1 protein-coding gene is annotated in these 252 nt (G+C 43.3%); it reads left to right on the plus strand.

Annotated features, from left to right (window positions below; translation table 11 throughout):
- Positions 1–2 precede the first annotated feature (2 nt).
- Positions 3–252: aminotransferase class III-fold pyridoxal phosphate-dependent enzyme (locus tag I5349_RS13915; protein WP_226391378.1), on the plus strand; the 250-nt coding region annotated here is incomplete at its 3' end.

The raw sequence follows: 252 nt of genomic DNA on the forward strand, positions 1-252 counted from the left end.
TGATGATCGAAGTGGAAAAAGCTGAAGGAATCTATCTTTTTGGACCCAAGGGAGAAAAATATATAGATCTCATCTCGGGTATAGGAGTAAGTAACGTGGGCCACAGACACCCAAAAGTGCTGGAAGCAATCCAAGGTCAACTGGATAAATACCTACACCTAATGGTCTATGGAGAGTATGTTCAAAGCCCTCAGTCCGAATTGGCCAAGGCACTTTGTGATACCCTACCTGAGCATTTAGATAATGTCTACC

The organism is Penaeicola halotolerans, assembly GCF_016464625.1.
GTDB classification, from domain to species: domain Bacteria; phylum Bacteroidota; class Bacteroidia; order Cytophagales; family Cyclobacteriaceae; genus Penaeicola; species Penaeicola halotolerans.